Raw genomic sequence first — 20,675 nt, 5'->3', positions numbered from 1 at the left:
TGTTATGCCGGCTGATAACTGTCCAGAACCTGCTGCAGCAAGACATCATCCTGCGGCAATAATTTACGCGTATGTGCCAGGGTGAATACCAGTACGCGCCCTTCCTGCAGCGCAAACACTGCCTGGCGTTGCCAGACGCGTTTGCCATCGCGCAGATAGCTGGCGTGTACACATTCGCCCTGCAGCTGAGTTTGGCCCAGCACGGCCGGTTCACGCTTTTTCAGCACCCAGCCCTTGAGGCCCCGGGACAACTCATCGAGCTGACGCGTGATGTAGTCGGTCAGCGCCTCATCGGGCTGCAGCGCATCGCGGGAGATATTCAGGGAGGGGGAGAAGTCATCACCGGCCAACAACACGTTGACAGTACGATCGCTATAACCGTCCGGCAAAGCAACACTGCCTTCAGAAAAGGCGCAGCGGGAAAAATCAGGCATCGCGCAGGGTCCTTATGCTTAATGAAGGGGTAAGCATCGCACAATAAAAAAACAAAGCAAAATTCAGCAGAAAAACGTCACCAACAGCACCTAAACAAACCGGCCATGCAGCCGTTCTAAAGCAACACTACAGGGGATAAAGCTACGCAGGAAATCCGGACAGGGTAAAGTTCAAATGTCCGCTCTGTGCCAAAAGCGGACGTAAGCTGTTTTTAAGGAGTATCGTTGAACAGTGCGGTCATTCAGCGTATAGCTTCTAAGCCGGAATCAACTCCCCTTCTCAGTTCCAGCTCCTGCGCAGTGGTAAGCGAATAAAGCAGGTACAGTAATCACGCCTTTCTCTGCAAACGTTCTTCATCAACCATCGCCTTCCACTGCTGAACGGATTGCCTTGCCTGCATTCGGTTATACCACTCACGCAACGCGGCACACTCTGACGGTAAGGGAAGCTTCACTAACGTAGAAAATATCATCCCCCCGATTACCGCAATATCCGCCATTGAGAAAGTATCACCAGCAACATAAGGTTGCGTTTGCAGAACGCGGTCAAAGTAATGCATCCCCCTGACAGCCTTGTCACGCATGCGGTTGCCCCACTCAGGATTCTGATACAGTTCAACCTCTGGTCCTAACCCTGGTGTGGCGTGATGGAAATACACGCTTACTGCATCGAGGAACTCAATTTCAGCACGCTTCGTCATCATATGAATGATGCCCTTATCTGCTGGAGTTGTACCGGTCAGACTGAATGGCGGGGCCAGCGCATCCAGATACTGCGTGATAGCCGTACACTCCGCAATGAGCGTACCGTCATCAAGCTTCAGAACAGGCAGCGTGCCTGAATAGTTGATGGCGAGGAATTCGCTTTTTTTATGCTCACCAGTCCTTAAGTTAACAGGGACAAATTCTGTTTTGGAAAGCATCCCTTTTTCGGCAAGCGCGATACGAACACGTGCAGGATATGGGCCGTCATACCAGTCATAGATTTTCATCGGGGGAAGCTCCTTAATGTCTGCGAGGACAAGTTGATAAGTGAAAGGTAATAGCTACCTACCACTTGGTAGTCAAGAAATTAAGAGTGAACCAGATTTTGGCGGGTGTCAATATCTACCTGTCAGTTGGCAGGTTTCTTCGGCACGTGTATAGTGACGTCATGAACGTTTAAGCAAGAGGCTAAGATGAGCGTAAATGCACGGGAAGCGATACTGGCCGAGGCGAAGTGTGCGGCTCAGAAGCATGGGTATAACGGGATAAACTTTCGCAGTATTGCAACGGAGGTGGGCATTAAAAATGCCAGTATCTATTATCACTTTGCCAGTAAGGCGAAGCTTGGCGCTGCGGTTGCTCAACGCTACTGGCAGGATACCGCGCAGCATCTTGAGACTATACGCAGTACGAGTGCCAGCGCAGGCGAAGCCTTAAGGCGTTATCCCGCTATTTTCCGTAAATCCCTTGAAGATGGTAATAGGCTGTGTTTATCCAGTTTCATGGCCGCTGAATATGAAGATCTGCCTCAGGAAGTTAAGGCCGAGGTGCAGGCTTTTGTTGATGCCAACGTCTCGTGGCTGAGCCACATGCTCAGTGAGAAATGTGCAGGTGATTCTGAGGATTACAAAAAGCAGGCTCTCGCTATTTATACAGCCGTTGCGGGCGCTCAGCTGATAGCGCGTACCCGTCAGAACATTGAATTGTTTGACGAACTGATGGTGACTTATCAGCAGGCAGGTCTGATCCCCATCATCTAGACAGTAAGCTGCTATGTATTCTGCAAATAGAACATCCGCTTTTCGCTCTCAGCAGACCTTCAGCGTCACGTGTTTGTCTGCTGTGTGCCATAAGCGGACATCTGCGTTCTGGGCCAACACAAACGGGAGAGCGAGAGTAATTTTGTATTAAATGAACGTACCTGTCATCTGTCAGGTCTGAGAGGCACCCCCATCTGCGAACAGCTCTATACCATTCACATAACTTGAGGCATCACTGGCCAGGAATGAAACTACAGAGGCTATTTCTTCCGGCTCTCCGATACGTCCCAACGGACTTTTAGCGGTGAGGAAGGCGATCCCCTCTTCGGCATTATCGCCAAATGCGGCTCTGAGAGACGCTGTATTCACAGGACCCGGGCTGACAATGTTTATGCGTATACCCGTCCCGTGCAGCTCTGTAATCCAGCTTCTCACCATGTTTCTGACTGCGGCTTTGGTCGCACCATAAATACTCATGGTGGGTCCCGGGTCTGCTGACGCCGTCGAACCAATGATAATCACGCTCGAACCCTTTCCAAGCAGGGGCATAGCCTGCTGAACAGTCAACACAACACCTTTAACATTTGTGGCAAACTGATCGTGGATCTGTTTTTCAGTGATTTCACCAAGCGGAGCATGGACCCCACCGCCGGCATTAGCGACAAGAATATCAATGTGGCCGAATTCCGTTTTAACCTGTTCATAAAGCGCATCAATACTAACCTTGCTGCTGACGTCAGCCACAATACCTTTTACATTTTTCCCCAGCGCCTTTACCGCCTCCTGAAGGGTTTGTGCATTCCGGCCAGTGATAATGACATCTGCGCCTTCGTCGCTCAGATCTTTCGCTATAGCCAGACCAATACCGCTTCCGCCACCAGTGATAACGGCGAACTTTCCCTTAAATGTCTGATTCATAATTGCACCTTGTGGCTTGTTGTAGTGGTCACTATATTCAACCTTGAACAGGCTGTCACTAACTGATTGTAGCGTTCACTACAAAAAAGTTTTAAGATGGCATTCAGAAATACTTCTGATGCAAGGGAAAAAACCTATGAGCGATACCGAAAAAACAATAAAAGCACCCAGGCGGATATTTGACAGAGAGTCTGGCGTGCAGACGGCTAAAGCGCTGTTTCATCAGCATGGTTATGATGCTGTAGGTATCACGGAACTGACAAAGACGCTGAACATAAATCCTCCCAGCCTTTACGCCGCTTACGGTAGTAAAGCAGGGCTGTTTGAACGCTGCCTGGATCTCTATGTTGCAGAAGGAAACCTGCCGGCTGACAAAATTCTGACTCCGGGCAGGCCGCTGGATGAGGCGGTTGCAGATCTTTTTATGACTGCTGCACGTTTATACGCCCGATCCCCGGTCCAGCGAGGCTGTCTTGTGGCTGAAGGTATGCGTGCCGACGATCCGCAGGCCCGGGAGCTGGCAAGTCGCTATGGTGAGGCAGGAATTCAGTTTATCAGAAATTATATCCGGCAGTATGAACCTGCACGGGACCGCGAGCTTTCTGATTATGTCGTGACAACGCTGCGGGGCTTTTCTGCAGCCGCAGTAACGGGACTGTCAAAAGCCAGGTTAACTGCCGTGGCTCAGCTGGCCGGTCAGGCATTCAGCGCTCTCCTGGAGCCAAAAAATGTTTAACTAGGAAATAAAAGTTATGTCTGTTATCGACCATGTTGAAATTGCTGTAAAAAATGCTCAGGTATCGCTCAAATTCTTTGAAGCAGCTCTCGCTCCGCTGGGGTTCAGCCTGATTATTTCTGTGCCTCCGGAGCGTACTTTATCGGGAGGTGCCCGGTACGGGCTGGGCCCGGAGGGATATCCGAGGCTCTGGCTTCATGATAAAGACATAACTGGCGCTTCAACACATCTGGCTTTTGCTGCCAGTGAGCGGGACATAGTCGACGAATTCTGGCGTGCCGCTCTACAGGCAGGCGGTATAGACAATGGCGCGCCGGGAATTCGCGATCATTATCATTCACACTATTATGCGGCTTTCATCCTTGATCCTGACGGTAATAACATCGAAGTCGTCTGTCAGGAAGGATGAGTAAGAGTGCCGGCCGTCACTTTGCGAAATTGAACTACGTCTGAGTTACTGCGTGTTGGGTTTTCCTGGCTGCTACCCACGGAGTGAAATATCTTGAGGTGAGTTATTGCCTCGTTGCGACAGCAAAATTCACTGTCGCATTAAACGTGGTGATTCAGAGAGCTTTCTGCATCATCAGCGTCGTTCCGGAGACTTGCAGCGTCTTTTAAAGGAGAGCGGCCAAAGAAACGGGCGTACTCACGATTAAACTGGGGCACGCTGCGATAACCCACCTCCATGGCAACAGACGTGACGCTCTGCTGACGCGCCAGTAATTTGGTTCTGGCATGAAGAAGACGGACGCGCTTCTGATACTGGACCGGACTCATGTTTGTCACAGACTTAAAATGACGATGAAAGGCCGATACGCTCATGGCCTCCTGCCCGGCCAGTGATTCAACCACAAATTCATCAGCAAAATTATGTCTTATCCAGCGAATCGCATTACCTATCCGCGCCAGCATGGTTCCCGGTGAAGCAATATCCCTCAGCATCCAGCCATGTGGGCCTTTCAGAACATGATAAAGGATTTCACGTTCATACACCGGTGCGAGAGCAGGGATATCTTCAGGACTTTTCATCAGGCGAAGCATTCTTACCCAGGCATCCAGCAGTTCGGGCGTGACGGCAGCAACGGAAAAAGCACCCGACTGTGAATCAGCCTTCACGGGAGGTAAATCAGCCAGCAGTGTCGCAATCCGTTCCGGCGTCAGGGTCAGGCTGACCGCGAGATACGGCTCACCGGTTGCCTCGGGATGGACTTCGCCTACGGCTGGCAAATCTACTGACATAACAAAGTAAGAAGCAGGATTGTAGTTGAATACCCGGTCTCCCACCGTCATGGATTTACTGCCTCGCAATATGAGATTAACCATCGGCTCATAGACCGCAGCCAGTGCATGCGCGGGAACGTTACCCTGCACCATGGCCACACGGGGGATACCGGTTTCGGTTCGCCAGTTTCGGGCATGAGCGGCCAGAAGACGCAGCTCGTCAAGCAGGGGTTCCAGTATCAAAGTCAGCCTCCTCAGTATGATGATTAAAGCGAGCATAAAGCAGAAAAAGGCAAGAATCGAGCAGGAACGCAGAGGTTGACCTGTCCGGGAAGTTTTATCCTTTTTCTATCGCAGACAGAAAGGATGAAATCATGAAAATTGTACTGGTTACCGGCGGCAGTGGCGGGATCGGCGCCAGCGTGGCGCAGCAGTGCGCGGCTAAAGGGATGGGGGTGATTGTGACTTATAACAGCCATCCTGAATCTGCCCTGAGGGTTGTGAAGGAGATTGAGGCTTCAGGCGGCCGTGCCGTTGCGCTGCATCTGGATGTGGCTCGCACCGAAACTTTCGGCACTTTCCGCGACGCCTTACTGGACATAGTGAGTGTCACCTGGGAACGTGAGCATATTGACGTGCTGGCCAACAACGCCGGGTTTGGGCTCTTCAACCCGATTGAAACGGTGACGGAGAGTGAGTTCGACAGTCTTTTTGCCGTACACCTGAAGGGCCCTTTTTTCCTGACCCAAAAGCTGCTGCCTCTGATTTGCGATGGAGGGCACATCATCAACGTTACCAGCGCCACCACGCGCGTGGCTACGGCAGGTGTTGCGCCCTACGCTGCCTTTAAAGGCGGCCTTGAAGTACTGACCCGCTATATGGCCAAAGAGTTCGGGCCGCGGCGCATCCGGGCAAACGCAGTCTCTCCGGGTGCAATCCGTACGCCGCTTGGCGGAGGACTGAATGATGAATTTGAGACTCTGCTCGCCTCACAGACCGCGCTGGAACGCGTGGGAGAGCCGGATGATGTCGGCCGGGTTATCGCAGGCCTGGTCTCTGATGACAGCGTCTGGATTAACGCACAATCCATCGAGGTTGCCGGCGGCTACCAAATCTGAATCCTTCCGGAGGTTTTATGCTCGATCATCTGTTTTTAACGGTCAGCGATACAGACCGTTCTGTCCGTTTCTATACGGAAGTGCTTGCCCCTCTCGGCATCACGGTTCGTCATGATTATGACGGAAAAGAGGGGCCGCCCGGCCACCCGGATTTGAAAGGGTTCGGTGCTCAGGGCCGGATCTTTTTCTGGCTACGCGAAGGAACTGTTGCGCCAGCTGCTGTACATGTCGGGTTTGTCGCGCGAAATCAGACAATGGTGAATGAAGCCTATGCTTCAGCCATGCGTGCCGGCGCGTCTGACAATGGCGCACCCGGTGCCCGGCTTCACTACGATCCCCGCTACTACGCCGCCGGCGTTTTCGACCCCGATGGCTACAGCCTGGAATTTGTTTATAAAGAATGGCAGCACCCTCAACCATGAAAACATTACTGATTTATGGCGCCACCGGTTACACGGGACGCATGACCGCCGCGCAGGCTAAAAGTGCCGGCCTGAATATTATTATTGCCGGCAGAAACAGGCAGCGACTGGCCGCACTTGCCGGTGAACTTGACGTCAGTATGCGGGTATTCGGCCTGGAGGACGCTGCTGAAACCGCGCTGCAGCTGGCAGGCGTCGACATTGTGCTGAACTGCGCCGGGCCGTTTACTGCTACGGCAGAACCGCTGATGAAAGCCTGTATAGACCAGAGTATTCATTACCTTGATATCACAGCGGAAATTAACATTTACAGGCTGGCTGAGTCACTGGGAGAAAGAGCGGCGCGGGCCGGGAGTATGCTACTGCCGGGCGTGGGCTGGGACGTGGTACCTACCGACTGCCTGGCCGTTCGCCTTGCACGACATGTACCGGAACCACGACGGTTGCGTATAGCATTACAGGTGGCCGGAACGATGTCCCGGGGGTCTGCAGTCAGCGCAGGCGAAATAATCGCAGCCGGCCTGCTGGAACGTGTTAACGGTATTCTGATGACGAAAGAGGATGCGCAGCCCGGCTGGTTTGATTTTGGTGAAGGCCCTGTGGCCTGTGCGCCGCTTTCCTTTGGCGATCTGGTGACGGCATGGCATTCAACCGGTATTCCGAATATTGAGATGTTTGTGCATGTAACAGGGGATGCCTTTCCGCAGGGTGATTTGTCCCTGCTTCCTGAAGGACCCGGGCAGGATGAACGCGATGCAAATCGCGCACGCGCTGTTGCTGAGGTCACCGGGGCTGACGGGAGGGTCCACCGGGCTGTGATCGGGACGGTTAACGGATATTCCTATACGCCGCTTGCGGCCACAGAGGCTGCGAGGCGTGTCCTGAACGGTGACAGTTTTCCCGGTTTTCAGACACCGGCGATCGTTTTTGGTAGTGAGTTTGCGCTGAGTATTCCGGGTACGTGGCTCCAACTGTCCTGACTTTATTAATAAGCTGCACCGGTCAGCATTGAGCTGGCCGGTGCCCCGCATTGCCGTTCTGGCACTGATGGCTGACGGGTATAAAAAAGTGAAGTCTACTACGCTCTCTCAGTCTGCGAACTGTCGATAGGCGTGCCCACATGAAACTGAAGTGCACCCATCAAACGGGGAACCACGTTGCGCGATGTAAACCGCCACTGGCCGTCGTGTTTTTCAAAACTGTCGTAATACCGTCCTGTGCATACGGGCTGCAAAGGAAACCCCTCCAGTTCCTGATGCACGGTGAAATAGCTGACGCAGGTAGCTGAATTACCGGAAGGTGAAACATCTATCAGCACATTAGAAACGTTATGCCACGTCCGGGGAGTTCCGTCCTTATGACGCTGAACGCCACGGTTAAGAAACTGCTCAACCTCTTCACTACCATGAGCCGTATCACTAAGAACAATAAATTCAGCATGTTTAAACAATTCGGCATTCTCAGCAAATTTCCCGTCATCCAGGTTGTGGGCATAGGTAGCGAGTAACCGCTGAATTTCTAACTCATCGAAATAATGCTGTTCATTTTCTGCACGAACGGAATTAATCATAATTTGAACTCCTAAGGTCAGGGTTGAAATGGATCCGCCACGCACCAACTAGGCGAACCACATTAAATATTGCCGTTGAAAATCAGCGCAACAGGTCCACTGCCGACAGGAAGCATCTGTGCCGGACCAAATCGTGGCAGCAGGGCCGGTTCCCGCAGAAGGGAGGACTGCTATGTTGCCCAAAAATATTCCTTCTCCAGTAACAACAGTCAGATCTGAGATGCGCCGCCATCGGCAAAAATTTCCGCGCCGTTGATATAACTGGCATCATCACTGGCGAGGAAGATAACAGCTTTTGCTATTTCTTCTGTCTGGCCGATGCGGCCAATCGGGCTGCGGTCACGCAAAGACTGCAGGATGGCGTCAACGGGATCAGGAAGGAAATCGTGTAAGGATTGAGTATCCACCGGTCCGGGGCTGAGGATATTAATGCGAACGCCAGCACCTTTTATGTCCACAATCCAGCTGCGTACCATTGCACGTAAAGCAGCCTTGGTGCCTCCATAAACACTGAGGCCCTGACCGGGATTAATGGATGCCGTTGAGCCCGTGATAATAATGCTGCTTCCTGGTTTCATAAGTGGTAATGCTTTCTGAACGGTAAACGTGACACCCCTTACGTTCGTTGTGAACTGACGATCGAACTTCTCCGGGGTAATCTGCCCGAGGGGTTCAAATTCGCCCATGCCGGCATTTGCTATCAGAATGTCAATGCGACCAAACCGGGACAATATTTGCTTATAAAAATTATCCAGTTCGGAGAGGCTGGATACATTCACCTGAAACTGACTCGCATCCGGTCCAAGAGTACTGAGTGCAGATTCAAGTTTATTCTTGTCCCGCCCGGTAATGATCACAGTTGCACCGAGTGCTGCTAATTCCTGTGCGATCCCAAGCCCAATGCCAGATGATGCGCCGGTCACAACCGCGATTTTGTTCTGAAAAGAGTGAGTCACTGTGTATTCTCCTCATTGCCGTGAGTTAGGTGTATAGTGATCACTACACGTAAAAGTAAAACACCGCAAGTTAAAAAATTAACATAAATTAAAAAAATATTTTATATCAATAATATGGATATATAACTTTATGCTGATAATTTTAGTGATTACTACAAAAATGGATTCAGGAAGCAAATTGAAATAAGAAAACAGGTTGCGATGAACTGCATTTGATCGCGAAGCATTAGTCGCAATTGCACAGGCACACTTTCATGAACATGGCTATGACGCTGTCAGAATTGCTGACCTGAAGCGGGCGCTGAATATCAAGCCGACGGATATCAAGGTACACACCTGACTATTCATCGATAATCATGAGGGTCCATACAAGACAACGGTCAAACGTGACGTAAAACAGTCCAAATCCGGTAAAACCATTCAGACGTGCCGAAATCATCAGGAGCTTTTTTCAGGATTCTTGCCGGAGTAAAGGTAGCAGAAACGGCTATCTCGCCTCAAAATGACGCTAAGGCGCTCTGCAGGGGGCCGCCCAAGGAATTTTATGTCTAATGTGGCATAACTACCCTATTGCCATGATTTTGACGTCCGCTTCTCGCTCACAGCGGACCTTATGGCTTTGCTTTCTGTCCGCTCCGTGCCAAAAGCGGACGTTAGCGTTTCAGGTTATAGCGAAAATTCACCACTACACCGTTATTTTGCCCTCAACCTCATCGAGTATAGCTGCCTATATTTCTTGGTGAGCCGCGCGATATGCTATGCCTTTCATTGTTTGCAGCGCGTTCAGACGCATTTTTAATGCGGCTTCTATTTGTCATATGCTGTGCTGCCCAGCAGTGCTGCATGTTTTTCGATGCCTTGAAAGCAGTGCCACAAATGCCCCCATTTATCGCCCTGGAACGGTCGGCCGGGAATTTGCTGCTTTTCTTGCTCAAGGACAACATCTTAGTCGAGGCCGCTTTGTGACATCCGGAACGATGTCACATCCTGAATCGGCGACGCACCAAACATTCTTCGATACTCACGATTGAATTGCGTGGGGCTTTCGTAACCTACGCGTAAAGCAGCTATCGCCGCGTCTACGTTCTCGCTGCGAAGAATTCGGCGCGCTTCGTGCAAACGCAAATGCTTTTGGTACTGCAAGGGGCTCATGGAGGTGATTTCGCGAAAATGATGGTGAAGGGTCGATATGCCCATGCCTGCGTGCTCAGCCAAATTTGCGATACTCATTGATTGTGCATAGTTATCCCGAAGCCATGAGATAGCCTTGGCAGTCCGTTGGCTTCTTGTCCCTAACATAACGGTTTGACGGAACCTTGCCCCTGCTGGGCTTGTGAGAATTCGATAGATAATTTCGCGCTGTATCAGGGCACCAATATGCTCAAGGTCTTGCGGATGATCGAGCAGTCTGACCAATCTCTCAATAGCGTCAAACAAGTCAACGGTGGCCGGTCCCGTCGACATCCCAGTTGTTCCACCAGGAAGCGGCGCTTCGGGTCCCCCCATTTCGGCAATCATTTCCCTTGCAACAGGTAGGTTCAGCCGCATAAGTAGTGAAAGGTAAGGAGACGCCTCTGTGGCTTCCAAAACCTCAGTTACTGTCGGCAGGTCAACGGAGGTCAGTAGAAAGCGAGACTCATCATAAAGGTAGGTGGTTCCCCCAAGCTGGACACGCTTGCTGCCTCGTACAATCATGGAGATGCTTGGCTCATACAAATAAGAGCTACGGGGCATTGGTTTTCTGACCTTGGCGAAGCTCAAACCTGGTAGCGATGTCATTCGCTCATCTTCATCGCCCACAAACATTGATATCTGACGGGCCAGTCGATTGCGAATGTCGGAAGTCTCGGCCCGGCGAAGCCGATCAGTCTCGTCTGGTTCAAAAATCATGATAATCCTATCCGTATCTACACCCCCATAAAGCATAGCTATTTTCTTTAGCTCGATTTTAAATTTCCCCCTCAATCAAGAGGATTAGGCAATAATCAGGAAGGATCGTGCTCACGACAGACATGCTCTCCGCTCTACATTCAATGTTGAAGATGGCGCAAAGCTGCCAGCTTTAAGCGGGCAGACTCTCGCTCCCCTTAAAATTTTAGAATGGAGTAAATAATGGACATGAGCACATTAAAAACATTGTCTGGTTCGGTAGCTTTGGTTACCGGTGCGTCCAGCGGTATTGGTCAGGCAACCGCATTGAAATTGGCCGACGCGGGCGCCCGTGTCGCCCTTATTGCGCGTCGCGTCGATCGCCTCGAAGCATTGGCCGAGAAAATCCGTGGAGCCGGTGGACAAGCGCTGCCGATCGAGGCGGATATCACATTACCCAACGTTGCAAGCCAGACAATCGAGCAAGTCATCTCAGAGTACGGCCGCTTGGATACGCTAGTAAACGCCGCTGGAGTCATGCTTAACGGGCCGTCGATTGACGCTCCGCTCGAAGAGTGGGATCAGATGGTTGACGTCAATCTACGTGGCTTAATGTACGTCACAAAAGCAGCTTTGCCGCACCTTGTCGCCTCAGTCACTACAAGTCCAAGAAAGGTCGTTGATGTTGTGAATATATCGTCCGTTGCAGGTCGTGTGGCTGCTGCACAGGTCGCAATTTACAACGCGACGAAATTTGCCGTTACTGGTGCTACGGAAGCTTGGCGACAAGAATTTACCAAACAATCAGTTCGTTTCTCTGTCATCGAGCCAGGAGCTACGGAGACCGAATTGTGGAAACAAGAGGGGCAATGGGAGAGCTTCAAAGTGGCGTTCGGCGAGGTCGAGCGCCTGTATGCGGAGGATATCGCAAAAGCTGTTGAATTTATCGTGACGAATCCGAGGCGCGTGGCGATCAACGAAATCGTAGTTCGTCCAACAGACCAGGCCTGACAAACTTGCCTGACCCGCACACCAAGTCAGTAACACTTACAGATGAGGTATACCCTATGAAAACCTTCGGCTATGCTGCGCAAAATGCGCAGAGTGGGCTCGCTCCCATGTCATTCGAACGCCGCGCGCTCCGTGACGACGATCTAGCAATCGAAATTAACTATTGTGGCGTCTGCCACTCTGACCTTCATCAAATCCGAGATGATTGGAGGAGCTGGAATCCAACGGTGTACCCGAGTATTCCAGGTCATGAAATCATCGGTACGGTTATCGAAGTTGGCCCAAACGTCACGCACTATAAAATCGGGGATGCAGTCGCTGTCGGAACAATCGTTGACAGCTGCCGGGTCTGCGATCAGTGTCGTCGCGGTGAAGAGCAAATGTGTCGGGAATTCCCTACCATGACCTATAACAGCAGTGACCGGCATGACGGCAAGACAACTCTTGGAGGATATTCCAAACACATTATCGTTCGTGAGGAATTTGTGTTGCGGATGCCAGAGGGTCTCGATGCTGCGCGTGCTGCGCCACTCTTATGCGCTGGCATCACGGTCTACTCACCATTAAGGACCTGGAATGTGGGCCCTGGCAGTCGTGTCGGTGTCATCGGAATAGGTGGTCTTGGGCACCTGGCTGTGAAATTCGCTGCTGGCCTTGGTGCTCATGTGACTGTTATCACGCGGACAGAGGCCAAGACGGCCGAGGCACGTGCGTTGGGAGCCGATACAACCCTTATTTCTAACTCGGATGACGCAATGAAAGCGGCAACGTCTTCGTTCGACGTCATCATTGACACCATTCCGGTTGAGCATGATGTATCTGCATATGTTCAACTGCTCGACGTCGAAGGAGCATTGGTGATCGTCGGCGCGCTTGGCAATATGGCCGGGTTTAATTCCCTACCGTTAATTATGGGACGGCGCTGTATTACCGGCTCGCCGTCAGGAGGCATCGCAGAAACGCAGGAAATGCTGGATTTCTGTGGGAAGACAGGGATATTACCCGAATGCGAGATGATTGCTATAGCGGAAATCAATGAGGCTTTCGAGCGCATGGAGCGCGGCGAAGTACATTATCGCTTCGTTATTGATATGGCAACGCTATCGGACGCCTAAAAATACATCAGCTTCAGTCCAGTGTTGCTTGCATTCCGTGGATTAACACCTCGCAGCAACAAATTACCGTGTGGATGCAAGCTGCTTTGTCGCAATACGCTTAATAACATAATGTCCGCTTTTCGCTCACAGCGGACCTTATGGCTTTGCTTTCTGTCCGCTCCGTGCCAAAAACGGCCATTAAACCCATTTTTGTGTTAACTTGAGAAAAATTACATCCTGTCAATATCGAGCTTAAAAGGATTAAATATGGACTGGAAAGATCTGGCATCAACCGCTGTGTACACAGGCACCACTACTGAAAATGAAAGTATATGGAAACATGTTGATGGAGTTGATGTTGAGTTCATAGGTGCGTTTCTTACCGCACACTTAAGTCTTGAAAAGTATATTAGTGACTATGTAAGCATCCCTGCAAAACGAACCATTCACTTTTAGAGATCTTCCGACATACTGATTATGTCCCTGAGGAGATCACCATGCGTAAAGCCCGATTTACCGAGCACCAGATCATCACTGTTCTGAAGTCTGTTGAAGCCGGACGTACCGTCAAAGATGTCTGCCGCGAAGCGGGAATATCTGAGGCTTCGTACTATAACTGGAAAGCGAAGTATGGCGGCATGGAAGCCTCTGATATCAAAAAGATGAAGGATCTTGAGGACGAAAACCGCCGTCTCAAACAGATGTTTGCCGACCTGAGTCTGGAAAATCGCGCGTTAAAAGACGTCATTGAAAAAAAGCTTTAAAACCAGCGATAAAGCGTGAGCTCGTCAGCTATGTGAAAGAGATGTTTTCGATGAGCGTACGCCAGGCATGCAGGACGTTATCGCTGAGCAGGACGGTGTATTTTTACCAGCCCGATACCCGGCGCGATGAGCCGGTGATCCAGGCGCTGACTGAACTGGCGGAGCGCTATCCGCGATACGGCTTTAAGAAGCTGTTCCAGTTGCTGCGCAGGCAGGGCAACAGGTGGAACCATAAACGCGTTCACCGGATTTACTGCCTGCTGAAACTGAATTTTCGCCGTAAGGGAAAGCAACGTCTGCCGGTGCGCAATCCGGCTCCGCTGGCGACGCCGGAAGCACTTAACCAGAGCTGGTCGATAGATTTTATGCATGATGCGCTGGTGTGTGGCAGACGCTTCCGGACCTTCAATGTGGTGGATGATTTTAACCGTGAAGCGCTGGCGATAGAAATTGACCTGAATATCCCGGCGCAACGCGTCGTGAGAGTGCTGGACAGGATAGTGGCAAACCGCGGCTATCCGCGGAAGATGCGTATGGATAACGGGCCAGAACTGGTCTCACTGGCACTGGCGCAATGGGCCGAAGAACATGATGTGTTGCTGGAATTCATCAAGCCGGGAAAGCCGACGCAGAATGCGTTTATCGAGCGTTTTAACCGGACATACCGGACAGAGATACTGGATTTTTATCTGTTCAGAACCCTGAATGAAGCGCGGGAAATTACGGAGTGCTGGCTGGCTGAATATAACAGCGAGCGGCCTCATGAATCCCTGAACAACCTGACGCCAGAAGAGTACCGGTTGATGGCTGAAAAACCGGAAATCTCAAAAAGTGCGTGGAACTAAAACAGGTGTACTTACACAGATACTGGCCGTTCTCAATAATACCGCTCAGGCTTTTCAGTGTTTTCCAATCCAGGTTGGTGTATTCCATGCAGTTAGTCAGTATTCGCACCTGAGGCATGGCAATACCGTAAACGGCCAGAGGAAGGAGCCCTTCCATCAACCCCAGCGTGCCACGTAAAAACTCTCGGGTGTCCGGCAGGATTGGTTTGATGACACCGACTGCAAATGCGGAACTGGCCAGCAGGATCAGCTCCAGCATGATGGACGTAGCCCCTTTGGAGTCGATGATGATGACGTTGTAATTTTGGAATAAGGGATGCTGCAGAACATTGCGCAGACGCATACGGCCATCCGGAGCATGCAACATGGCTGAAGAGAGGCGATCATGCGGATCGTTGGAAACGATGATGTCCAGATTGTTGATAACTGAACGGGAAATAATTTGGTCGGCCCGCGCCAAATCGACGGTCTTCATTAAGAGCTCATACAAGCCGTTAGGCGCTTCGTATTCCAGGGAGAAAATGCTGCTTGCGGTCGGTTGGGAATGGTCGCCGCCGATGAGGAGAAATTTTTTACCGGCGTCGGCCAGGAACCCGGCCAGATTGACGCTTTGGGTAGATTTACCCTCGCCGCCTTTTGTAGAAATAACAGGGACAACTCGCGCTTTATGTTGAGTCTTGGTTACAACGTTTTCCATGTGCGCACTCGAATAAAGTTATTCGATGCATGCAGATTACACTCAAAAATACCTTTTTCTACACTGTGACTACCGAGGCATTTACGAAGAGAGGATTGAAAATCCCCGTGTCCTTGGTTCGATTCCGAGTCCGGGCACCATATTCAGAAAAACCCGCCTATGGCGGTTTTTTTGCTTTCTACATCCGTTGCCTTTCCTTTTATTCAGCCTTTAGCCTGACAAACCTAACAGGAACGTATCCAGTTTCCCTTCTATATCGCTATCTATTGTGCGTAGTCTGAGCAGTGGTAGATCACATTTCTTCAATATACTGTTCTTAAGTTCATCGCGTTCAATCTGGGTAATTTCCAGATGATAGCCTCCATCCACTTCGATAACCCCCAACGGGGTTTTTCCGACCTTATAGTAAATAACAAAATCACAACTGGCCCGGTTACGCATAAATGACAGTTCTCTGGGGGAAAAATCCCCCCACTCCAACGATACCAACTGGTTCAGCGCTATCTGTGAATGAAACATCATACTCCGGTACCTATCCTGTGACAGTGCATCCCGTAACAGTCTGGCAGCAATCTGCTCTGACTTAAAACGCGAGTCATTCAGATTTAGCCGGCTATTCAGCCGCTCCAGTGATTTGTCATATTCGCTGTACAACAAATCAAACGCGGATATCACCGGGCTCTCGAAAACCTCCCCATTATTAGCATAATATTTGATGTAACGAATCAGTGCGGCAATATGCCTGCCGTGGCTTTCGAAAACATCATCGCCGGTCACCAGCGTAAATTTGTTTCTGGCCCTGGAAACGGCTACGTTCACCAAATTAGGATCATCAACAAACGTGATATTCCGACTAAGTTGGCTACTACGCTTTTTATCCAGCACAGTGGAAAACACGATTTCATCACACTCTCGCCCCTGAAATTTATGCACTGTCGATTTCACAAAATCAGCAGGCAGCACCGTTTCAGCCAGTTTAACCTGCGCATTATAAGGGGCTATGTATCCTCTGTTACTTTCTTCATCCCAATAATGCCCTTCTATGGATTCAAGCTCCCTAAGGTTTGAAAAATTGCGGGTATGATTTCCTTTTGCCGTGGTCACCAAAGACAATGAAGCTTCACCTGAATCACTCGTCAGCGGGATCAGTACATCATCATAAAACTGCTTATTACAGAATTGAATAATTTTAGGATGGCAGCGGTAATGCTCTTTAAGAAGCGTTACCGGAGCCGTTTTCCCGAATAGCATGCAGAGAGAATCAAGCAGGCTGTATTTCACGCAGTTATAGTGATCTGCCGGTGGTGTGCTAGGGTGTATTACCGGTACATGTGGGAGCTGCTTGCGATCACCAACAACAATCACATTGCGGGCGCATCCCAGCCCCAGGATTCCGGGCACAATATCCTGCTGTGAAGCTTCATCAATAATGACATAATCAAGAATCGTACCTTTTCCGATGGAATTAATAATCGAATGAGTACTACTACCGATAACCGGAAAACGTTTTATAAAGTCATCGAAATCATTCCGATATGTTTCCGCCACAAATGTTTTTTCTATTGATATATGTTCCCGCAAATGATGTTTCAAATAACACATTGATAACGACGTCAGTTTACCCAACAAAAAATTAAAATCAGACAATTCTAATACTTTATTATATTCAGACAGAGAGTTTTGTTTTTCCTGGATGGTTTTTTCATAAAAATATAACTGAAGTGAGATAAATATCGCCAGCCTTTTTTCCCTATTCTCCAATGGCTTAACCCTAAGTATCCTGAAATTCAGCAGTAAATCAATTCTGTTTCTTAGCCCAATCCGTCGATCAGAAAGATAATGAATGTAAGCCATCAGGTCGGTTGTTTTACGAGAGGAGAAACGATAGCCGCTGTCCTCCACTCGATGGTTCCTCCCCTGCCATTGCTGCAGATATTTATGTTCAACACTCAGCTCGTCAATTTCCGCTTTTAGCAAAGCAACCTGGTTGATGGCATTCAGATGTTTTTTCACCTGTTGAAGTACATCATCAATTTCACTTGCTGAAGGTGAGTCTGACAATATTTCATCAGAAGGCGATAGCTGTGTGGAAAAAAATTGTTTCCTATTCTCCGCACTCCCCAGACGTGCCACCAGATACCCCAGCCCTTGCTTGTCCATCTTTTCATAAACATTACTAACTGCAGCATTATTATTAGACAAAATTGCCACCGTTTTATTCTGAACCAATATATTGGCAACAATATTGAGTATGGTCTGCGTTTTACCGGTACCGGGAGGAGCTTCAATCACTGAAACTTGTGAATCAAATGCTCGTTCAACCGCCAGCAACTGACTTTCATTAAGACCAAACGGAAAAATAAAGCTCCCCAAGGATTCACGCTCTTTACTCAGTCCTGCGCAATACGCATGCAACGCAGTATCCGGATGAGAAACAATTTTTTTTATCTGTTGAAGAACATTTTCAGCAATATTCCTGTCATTTCCCCTAGCACGAATAACACGTTCTTCAGCCACACTAAATAAATAGTTAAACGCAGCATGATTTGTAAACTCAGAACATGCCTGAAAATCAACCCCGATAGTTTTCATAATGTAGGGCTTACTATTCCCAGGGTAGTAAACGGCCGCATATTTATCGCCATAGATAATAACTCGTTCAGCCTGGGATGTTACAGCGCGTCCCTTACGCTCAAGGAAAACATTTTGCAAGATTATGGTCGGCGTTATCTGGCATACGGAAAGCGGGCGAGTATACTTTTTCCCACTACGAAAATGACAGGTCAGCATGACCTCTCCATTGTTATTTCCTGACCATAAATTCCAGTCGGTAATTTTTTGAGTTTTATTTTCCCCGTCAACACAAATCGTGACCATATTATCGTCCAGTAATTATTGTTTAACCTCCGGGGAAAGCCATTATGGACTGCCCCCACAACCATAAACGTTTCTTTTCCGCACGCCGAGGCCGGTTAAAGGCCCGCGGACTGACGTGACCCAGGCTGCCACATCGTTGTGCTCAATTGCAGAACCTTTCAATGTAGTCGAAGATATCGGCGTGGGCCAGAGCGCGGGCCAGTCCGCTTCGGTATTTGAAAGTCTATTAGAACGAGTATCCCAACAGTTGCCATGCTGGCCATGCTCAGTGTCAGGTTTTTGGCCCAGCAAAAGCGTTGCCAGTTCGGCCGTCAGTGCGTTGAGTTTACTTTCGTCCATAATTTTCCTGTCTCAATTGTTGGAATGATCATATGAAAAACAGGCAATTATACGATTTTAATCACGGTCTATTGGGAACCGCTCAGCGCTGGCCAAAGCAATATTACCGATTTAGCCGTATCCGATAGTGGGAGCAGGCGGCCTTTCGAGTATTTTTTCTGGTCAGATAGCGCACCACCGCATGGTAGGCACTCCCATCACACAAAAACTCTCCCCACAATTTCTTGCCAACGTCAGAGTGGTGGCGTTCAACAACATCACGATATAACACCTCTTTAGAGCAAAAAGCGGCATAAAAACGAAAGCGATGATGATGCTGAAAAAGAGTACTGGCATTTTGGCTTTCATCAGGCGTCTGATTTGGCACAGTTGCTGGTTACCGGACGTGAGCATGAATACCTGAGCTACTTTTTCAAAACCTACTCTTATAGTCCACAGATAACTACAGAATCAGATCTTGATGAGTTTGTGAGGTGCTATTCAGCCGCGGGCGGCCTGCGGACCGGCTTCGAGTTTTATAATCAGCCCCTCAGAGCCAGCAACTGGCGGCCCGCAAGCTCGATATTCCGGTTATGGCCTGGGGCGGGGTGCGGATGGGTAGGTCAAAAATAAAGTGGCTCTCCCGGCGGCAAGTCGGCTTGCTCTACTCGGTGGAGCCATAACTGTCTGCAGTTTTCCTAATGGAACCCTGGTGAGGCGCAAGTTAGGAAAAGATGGCGTAAGCAGGGCATTTCAGCGTTCAGGCAGCGCCTGTTTCACCATTTTCCTCACCCTGTCGATTTCACTATAAGTGTCCCCTCACCTGATGCAAAAGGGTGAAAATCACCCTTGAAACATATTAACAAAAGTGATAATAAAACAAGTTATCGTCAAGACAATAAATCCAACTTTAAATAATTTAATCAGGTAGTTACATTTAAATGAATATCAACATCACCGACAAACCTAACCCGCAGGATGAAGCGTTCGTTATAGACAGCCTTTGGGCGCACAACCATAAAACACAGCCCGTAGATATTCACCCGCTGTTTCTGACCGTCACCGACGACAATCAGCAAATCGTCGGCGGCCTGGTGGCACGCACCTGGTGGGGCGGCCTGGAAGTGCAATATTTGTGGGTCGGCGATCGATGCCGCAATAGCGGCTACGGCCGCCAACTGATGCAGTTGGCCGAAGAAGAAGCCCGTAAGCGCGGCTGCCATATGGCTTATGTCGACACCTTCGACTTCCAGGCCAGAGGCTTCTACGAAAAACTGGGCTACCAGGTCTACGGTGAACTGGGCAATTACGCACATCGCCATACCCGTCATTATCTGGCGAAAAATCTGTAACACGGCCGGCGCAGCTCAAAGGTGAATATGGGTTCCTCGCATAAAAGTAATGAATCTTATTTTAAGTCCCTCATTACCATGATGGAGCACCTGAGCGAACCCTGGGGCATCAAAGATCAGCTGTCCCGCCACCTCTATATGAACCGTGCCGCTTATCTCTATACCAATACGCCGCTGAACTTCGACGTCGCCGGCAAATATGACCACGAATTCCCCGCCGACTGGGCCGACTCTGCCGCCGACTTCATCGAGCACGACAAAATGACCGAAGCGGCGCGCGATCGGGTTACGGTGATCGAAACACACTACTGGTACGGTAAAGACAGCCTGATGCCGTTTATCAGCGAAAAGCTGCCGGTCTATAACGACGACAAACAGGTCATTGGCGTAATCTGGAACGCCAAACCGATGAACAGCCTGTCGCCGCTGAAATACATCAATCAGCAAAAGCCCAGCATCTTGACCACCGAGGTCAATAATGAGCAGTTCACCCGCGCCGAGTTCGATGTCATTTTCCTTATGCTGCAAAGGTTCACGGTGAAAGAGATCGCCAAAATCTATAACGTCAGCAATAAAACCATCGAAAACCGCATTTACAACATTTACCAGAAAGCCAACGTGCATACTCAGCAGCAATTCGAAGAGTATTGCAAATACGCTAATCTGGATAGTTACATTCCCGACCGCCTGATAACCAAGGGCATTCAGTTTATCTGAACCACAAG

At 49.7% G+C, this 20,675-nt stretch carries 21 protein-coding genes and 1 pseudogene; 12 read left to right on the top strand and 10 right to left on the bottom strand.

Annotation, left to right across the window (positions count from 1 at the left end):
* Positions 1-2 precede the first annotated feature (2 nt).
* Both HF675_RS03805 and HF675_RS03800 read right to left on the bottom strand, forming a co-directional pair.
* Positions 3-434 carry a DcrB-related protein gene (locus tag HF675_RS03805; RefSeq protein WP_187044076.1) on the bottom strand — a complete coding sequence of 144 codons (432 nt, stop codon included), beginning with the start codon at positions 432-434 and terminating at the stop codon, positions 3-5.
* Positions 435-763: 329 nt separating this feature from the next.
* Positions 764-1,426, bottom strand: coding sequence for a glutathione S-transferase (locus HF675_RS03800; protein WP_187044075.1), 663 nt, complete (start codon positions 1,424-1,426; stop codon positions 764-766).
* Between the two features lie 186 nt (positions 1,427-1,612).
* Here HF675_RS03800 and HF675_RS03795 point away from each other — a divergent pair, with 186 nt between their 5' ends.
* Positions 1,613-2,179 carry a TetR/AcrR family transcriptional regulator gene (locus HF675_RS03795; RefSeq protein WP_187044074.1) on the top strand — a complete coding sequence of 189 codons (567 nt, stop codon included), beginning with the start codon at positions 1,613-1,615 and terminating at the stop codon, positions 2,177-2,179.
* A 171-nt stretch (positions 2,180-2,350) separates the two neighbouring features.
* Here HF675_RS03795 and HF675_RS03790 read toward each other — a convergent pair whose 3' ends face one another.
* On the bottom strand, positions 2,351-3,097 hold the full coding sequence (locus HF675_RS03790; protein WP_004958633.1) for an SDR family NAD(P)-dependent oxidoreductase: 747 nt from the start codon (positions 3,095-3,097) through the stop codon (positions 2,351-2,353).
* A gap of 136 nt (positions 3,098-3,233) precedes the next feature.
* On the opposite strand from HF675_RS03790, the gene HF675_RS03785 reads away from it, so the two are divergent.
* Together HF675_RS03785 and HF675_RS03780 are read left to right on the top strand one after the other, a co-directional pair.
* Positions 3,234-3,833, top strand: coding sequence for a TetR/AcrR family transcriptional regulator (locus HF675_RS03785; RefSeq protein ID WP_223239443.1), 600 nt, complete (start codon positions 3,234-3,236; stop codon positions 3,831-3,833).
* A 16-nt stretch (positions 3,834-3,849) separates the two neighbouring features.
* Positions 3,850-4,242, top strand: coding sequence for a VOC family protein (locus HF675_RS03780; RefSeq protein WP_004958640.1), 393 nt, complete (start codon positions 3,850-3,852; stop codon positions 4,240-4,242).
* 140 nt (positions 4,243-4,382) lie between these two features.
* Here HF675_RS03780 and HF675_RS03775 read toward each other — a convergent pair whose 3' ends face one another.
* Positions 4,383-5,333, bottom strand: a complete 951-nt coding sequence (locus HF675_RS03775) for an AraC family transcriptional regulator (protein ID WP_004958642.1) — start codon at positions 5,331-5,333, stop codon at positions 4,383-4,385.
* 95 nt (positions 5,334-5,428) lie between these two features.
* Between HF675_RS03775 and HF675_RS03770 the strand changes: the two genes are divergently transcribed.
* From HF675_RS03770 to HF675_RS03760, 3 genes are read left to right on the top strand one after another with little or no spacing between them, the layout of a single operon-like run.
* A complete protein-coding gene (locus HF675_RS03770) occupies positions 5,429-6,172 on the top strand; it encodes an SDR family NAD(P)-dependent oxidoreductase (protein WP_004958644.1) in 744 nt (247 codons plus the stop codon).
* 17 nt (positions 6,173-6,189) lie between these two features.
* Positions 6,190-6,594 (top strand): VOC family protein, encoded by a 405-nt coding sequence (locus tag HF675_RS03765; protein WP_004958648.1) that lies wholly within the window; start codon positions 6,190-6,192, stop codon positions 6,592-6,594.
* A complete protein-coding gene (locus HF675_RS03760) occupies positions 6,591-7,574 on the top strand; it encodes a trans-acting enoyl reductase family protein (RefSeq protein WP_004958650.1) in 984 nt (327 codons plus the stop codon). The genes HF675_RS03765 and HF675_RS03760 overlap by 4 nt, the downstream gene beginning before the upstream one ends.
* Positions 7,575-7,672: 98 nt before the next feature.
* On the opposite strand, the gene HF675_RS03755 is transcribed toward HF675_RS03760, so the two are convergent.
* From HF675_RS03755 to HF675_RS03745, 3 genes are all read right to left on the bottom strand, one after another.
* Positions 7,673-8,164, bottom strand: coding sequence for a nuclear transport factor 2 family protein (locus HF675_RS03755; RefSeq protein ID WP_111736448.1), 492 nt, complete (start codon positions 8,162-8,164; stop codon positions 7,673-7,675).
* Between the two features lie 209 nt (positions 8,165-8,373).
* Positions 8,374-9,120: an SDR family NAD(P)-dependent oxidoreductase gene (locus HF675_RS03750; RefSeq protein WP_004958655.1), complete on the bottom strand. Its 747-nt coding sequence runs from the start codon at positions 9,118-9,120 to the stop codon at positions 8,374-8,376.
* Positions 9,121-10,065: 945 nt separating this feature from the next.
* Positions 10,066-11,010 carry an AraC family transcriptional regulator gene (locus HF675_RS03745; protein WP_071586702.1) on the bottom strand — a complete coding sequence of 315 codons (945 nt, stop codon included), beginning with the start codon at positions 11,008-11,010 and terminating at the stop codon, positions 10,066-10,068.
* A 222-nt stretch (positions 11,011-11,232) separates the two neighbouring features.
* On the opposite strand from HF675_RS03745, the gene HF675_RS03740 reads away from it, so the two are divergent.
* From HF675_RS03740 to HF675_RS03725, 4 genes are all read left to right on the top strand, one after another.
* Positions 11,233-12,000: an SDR family NAD(P)-dependent oxidoreductase gene (locus tag HF675_RS03740; protein ID WP_088168620.1), complete on the top strand. Its 768-nt coding sequence runs from the start codon at positions 11,233-11,235 to the stop codon at positions 11,998-12,000.
* Positions 12,001-12,056: 56 nt separating this feature from the next.
* The gene (locus HF675_RS03735) at positions 12,057-13,115 is read left to right on the top strand and encodes an NAD(P)-dependent alcohol dehydrogenase (RefSeq protein ID WP_004133513.1); all 1,059 of its coding nucleotides are present in this window, start codon (positions 12,057-12,059) and stop codon (positions 13,113-13,115) included.
* Positions 13,116-13,364: 249 nt separating this feature from the next.
* Positions 13,365-13,553 carry a hypothetical protein gene (locus HF675_RS03730; protein ID WP_187044796.1) on the top strand — a complete coding sequence of 63 codons (189 nt, stop codon included), beginning with the start codon at positions 13,365-13,367 and terminating at the stop codon, positions 13,551-13,553.
* A gap of 41 nt (positions 13,554-13,594) precedes the next feature.
* Positions 13,595-14,706, top strand: a protein-coding gene (locus tag HF675_RS03725) for an IS3 family transposase (protein WP_370569827.1) whose coding sequence is annotated in 2 segments (ribosomal slippage) — positions 13,595-13,856 and positions 13,856-14,706 — 1,113 coding nt in all. Because the reading frame shifts where the segments join, the coding sequence is not laid out codon by codon here.
* 16 nt (positions 14,707-14,722) lie between these two features.
* Here HF675_RS03725 and HF675_RS03720 read toward each other — a convergent pair.
* The 3 genes and pseudogenes from HF675_RS03720 to HF675_RS03710 all read right to left on the bottom strand — a co-directional run.
* Positions 14,723-15,403 (bottom strand): annotated as a pseudogene (locus HF675_RS03720) (ParA family protein); the annotation flags it as partial.
* A gap of 210 nt (positions 15,404-15,613) precedes the next feature.
* The gene (locus HF675_RS03715) at positions 15,614-18,280 is read right to left on the bottom strand and encodes an AAA domain-containing protein (protein WP_187044072.1); all 2,667 of its coding nucleotides are present in this window, start codon (positions 18,278-18,280) and stop codon (positions 15,614-15,616) included.
* Between the two features lie 42 nt (positions 18,281-18,322).
* Complete coding sequence (locus HF675_RS03710) at positions 18,323-18,619, bottom strand: hypothetical protein (RefSeq protein ID WP_187044071.1); 297 nt, start codon at positions 18,617-18,619, stop codon at positions 18,323-18,325.
* Positions 18,620-19,539: 920 nt separating this feature from the next.
* On the opposite strand from HF675_RS03710, the gene HF675_RS03705 reads away from it, so the two are divergent.
* Both HF675_RS03705 and HF675_RS03700 read left to right on the top strand, forming a co-directional pair.
* Complete coding sequence (locus tag HF675_RS03705; protein ID WP_187044070.1) at positions 19,540-19,950, top strand: GNAT family N-acetyltransferase; 411 nt, start codon at positions 19,540-19,542, stop codon at positions 19,948-19,950.
* A 27-nt stretch (positions 19,951-19,977) separates the two neighbouring features.
* Positions 19,978-20,667, top strand: a complete 690-nt coding sequence (locus tag HF675_RS03700; protein ID WP_187044069.1) for a PAS and helix-turn-helix domain-containing protein — start codon at positions 19,978-19,980, stop codon at positions 20,665-20,667.
* The last annotated feature ends 8 nt before the right edge of the window (positions 20,668-20,675 follow it).

Origin of the sequence: Serratia sp. JUb9 (assembly GCF_014298095.1) — a bacterium.
Lineage (GTDB): Bacteria > Pseudomonadota > Gammaproteobacteria > Enterobacterales > Enterobacteriaceae > Serratia_B > Serratia_B rhizosphaerae.
The sequence above is the reverse complement of the archived record's forward strand: the minus strand, read 5'-3'. Positions and strand labels throughout refer to the sequence as shown.

Excerpts from the sequence above, each read along its gene's own strand:
- HF675_RS03805 (WP_187044076.1), bottom strand. The coding sequence starts at position 434 with ATGCCTGATTTTTCCCGCTGCGCCTTTTCTGAAGGCAGTGTTGCTTTG.
- HF675_RS03800 (WP_187044075.1), bottom strand. The coding sequence starts at position 1,426 with ATGAAAATCTATGACTGGTATGACGGCCCATATCCTGCACGTGTTCGT.
- HF675_RS03795 (WP_187044074.1), top strand. The coding sequence starts at position 1,613 with ATGAGCGTAAATGCACGGGAAGCGATACTGGCCGAGGCGAAGTGTGCG.
- HF675_RS03790 (WP_004958633.1), bottom strand. The coding sequence starts at position 3,097 with ATGAATCAGACATTTAAGGGAAAGTTCGCCGTTATCACTGGTGGCGGA.
- HF675_RS03785 (WP_223239443.1), top strand. The coding sequence starts at position 3,234 with ATGAGCGATACCGAAAAAACAATAAAAGCACCCAGGCGGATATTTGAC.
- HF675_RS03780 (WP_004958640.1), top strand. The coding sequence starts at position 3,850 with ATGTCTGTTATCGACCATGTTGAAATTGCTGTAAAAAATGCTCAGGTA.
- HF675_RS03775 (WP_004958642.1), bottom strand. The coding sequence starts at position 5,333 with ATGCTCGCTTTAATCATCATACTGAGGAGGCTGACTTTGATACTGGAA.
- HF675_RS03770 (WP_004958644.1), top strand. The coding sequence starts at position 5,429 with ATGAAAATTGTACTGGTTACCGGCGGCAGTGGCGGGATCGGCGCCAGC.
- HF675_RS03765 (WP_004958648.1), top strand. The coding sequence starts at position 6,190 with ATGCTCGATCATCTGTTTTTAACGGTCAGCGATACAGACCGTTCTGTC.
- HF675_RS03760 (WP_004958650.1), top strand. The coding sequence starts at position 6,591 with ATGAAAACATTACTGATTTATGGCGCCACCGGTTACACGGGACGCATG.
- HF675_RS03755 (WP_111736448.1), bottom strand. The coding sequence starts at position 8,164 with ATGATTAATTCCGTTCGTGCAGAAAATGAACAGCATTATTTCGATGAG.
- HF675_RS03745 (WP_071586702.1), bottom strand. The coding sequence starts at position 11,010 with ATGATTTTTGAACCAGACGAGACTGATCGGCTTCGCCGGGCCGAGACT.
- HF675_RS03740 (WP_088168620.1), top strand. The coding sequence starts at position 11,233 with ATGGACATGAGCACATTAAAAACATTGTCTGGTTCGGTAGCTTTGGTT.
- HF675_RS03735 (WP_004133513.1), top strand. The coding sequence starts at position 12,057 with ATGAAAACCTTCGGCTATGCTGCGCAAAATGCGCAGAGTGGGCTCGCT.
- HF675_RS03730 (WP_187044796.1), top strand. The coding sequence starts at position 13,365 with ATGGACTGGAAAGATCTGGCATCAACCGCTGTGTACACAGGCACCACT.
- HF675_RS03715 (WP_187044072.1), bottom strand. The coding sequence starts at position 18,280 with ATGGTCACGATTTGTGTTGACGGGGAAAATAAAACTCAAAAAATTACC.
- HF675_RS03710 (WP_187044071.1), bottom strand. The coding sequence starts at position 18,619 with ATGGACGAAAGTAAACTCAACGCACTGACGGCCGAACTGGCAACGCTT.
- HF675_RS03705 (WP_187044070.1), top strand. The coding sequence starts at position 19,540 with ATGAATATCAACATCACCGACAAACCTAACCCGCAGGATGAAGCGTTC.
- HF675_RS03700 (WP_187044069.1), top strand. The coding sequence starts at position 19,978 with ATGGGTTCCTCGCATAAAAGTAATGAATCTTATTTTAAGTCCCTCATT.